Origin of the sequence: Streptosporangium sp. G11 (assembly GCF_051192615.1) — a bacterium.
GTDB lineage: Bacteria > Actinomycetota > Actinomycetes > Streptosporangiales > Streptosporangiaceae > Streptosporangium.
Window position 1 is genome coordinate 1 of the sequence record NZ_JBPJUQ010000262.1, and the last position, 1728, is coordinate 1728.

General features: G+C 68.5%; 2 protein-coding genes. Both read right to left on the reverse strand.

The genetic code is table 11. The features are described 5' to 3' along the window. Positions 1–308: ATP-binding cassette domain-containing protein (locus tag ACSDR0_RS50395; RefSeq protein WP_435296097.1), on the reverse strand; the 308-nt coding region annotated here is incomplete at its 3' end. Positions 309–322: 14 nt separating this feature from the next. Further along, positions 323–1507 (reverse strand): ROK family protein, encoded by a 1185-nt coding sequence (locus tag ACSDR0_RS50400; RefSeq protein ID WP_435296098.1) that lies wholly within the window; start codon positions 1505–1507, stop codon positions 323–325. Positions 1508–1728: the final 221 nt, after the last annotated feature.

Genomic DNA, 1728 nt, shown 5'->3' on the forward strand with positions numbered 1-1728 from the left:
ACGTTCTCGGCCACGCTCAGCCCGTCCACCAGGTCAAGCTCCTGGTAGATCGTGGAGATCCCGAGCCGGATCGCCGCGATCGGGCTCGACAGCCGCACCTCCTCGCCGTTCAGCGTGATCGTCCCCTCGTCGGGCTGGTGAGCACCCGCCAGGGTCTTGATCAGAGTGGACTTCCCGGCACCGTTCTGGCCGAGCAGACAGTGCACCTCTCCGGGCAGCACTTCCAGGTCGACGCCGTCGAGGGCGCGCACTCCGGGAAACTGCTTGACGATCCCGCGCATGAGGAGCAGGGGCGTGGCTTCTGACATGGGGCCTCGCTGGTTCATCGTGGGGCCGAGAAGACATGGTCGCTGCTGAGCCTGGCCGCGCCGACCACACCGGCGTCGGGTCCCAGTTCCGAGAGCACGATGGGCAGGTTGCCGGTCGCCAGGGGCAGCGACCGGCGGTAGACGACGCTTCTGATCTCCGCCAGGAGAACGTGACCCAGCTGGGCCACTCCACCCGCGATGATCACAAGACCGGGGTTGAAGAAGCTGACGAGCCCGGCCAGCACCGTGCCGACCCTGCGCCCGCCGTCACGGATGAGCCGTACCGCCTCGGCGTCGCCCATCTCGGCGGCCGAGGCGACGTCCTCAGCGGTGAGGGTACCTGTCTGGTCGAGACGTCTGCCCAGGTAGGCCGAGCGCCCGGCGATGGCCGTGGCCTCCCTGGCGAGGGCGGTCCCGCCGAAGTATGCCTCCAGACAGCCGACGTTTCCGCAGGCGCAGACGGGGCCCTGGTCGTCGACGCGGATGTGGCCGATGTCGCCGGCGCTGCCGGAGACACCTCGGTAGATCTTTCCGTCCACCACGATCCCGCAGCCGATACCGGTGCCGATCTTGACGAGCAGGAAGTCGTCCACCTGCCTGGCCAGTCCCGCGTGGAGCTCGCCCAGGGCCATGATGTTGACGTCGTTGTCGACCACGGCCGGGCAGCCGAGAGCCTGGCCGACCGCCTCCCTGACGGGGTAGCGGTCCCAGCCGGGCATGATCGGGGGTGCGACCGGCACCCCCTCGCGAAAGCTGACCGGCCCGGGAAGGCCGATCCCCGCGCCGTACAGCTGGGTGAACAAGTCCTGCTCACCCAGCTTGGTGATCATCTCCATGGCCTGGTCGAGCACGGCCACGGGACCGTCGCGCACGTCGCACCGCTCGCTCAGGTGGCCGAGGATCTCCAGCTCGCCGTTGGTGACGACCGCGTCGATGGAGGTGGCGCCGATGTCGATGCCGGCGAAGCGGAGGTCCGCGGAGAGCCGTACCAGGCCGGACCTGCGCCCGCCGCGCGAGGCCGCCAGCCCCGCCTGCTCGGCCAGGCGCAGCTCGATGAGCCGGTCGAGTTCAAGGTTGAGCCGGGAGCGTGACAGGGCGGCCACATCGCCGAGTTCGGCGCGCGAACGCGCCCTCTCGCGCAGCAGCCGGAGCAACGCGGCCTGGTACGCGTTCTCTGGCCGAGCGATGGTCCGCTTCACTACACCTCCCTGTTCCGAGCAGGTGTGCAGAAGCTAACCCTCTTTAGATGGGTTTGTGAATCACTTTTACCTAACAGTTCGCCGACTTTTGCCTCAATCGGCAAAAGTCGGCGAACTTGACCGTTCCGGTCAGCTCACCCGGGTGAGCCTCCACTGCTGGTTGGTGCCGGTCCCGCAGGTGGCCTGGGTGAGTTGGGTGCCGTCCGCGGTCGAGGCGCCGG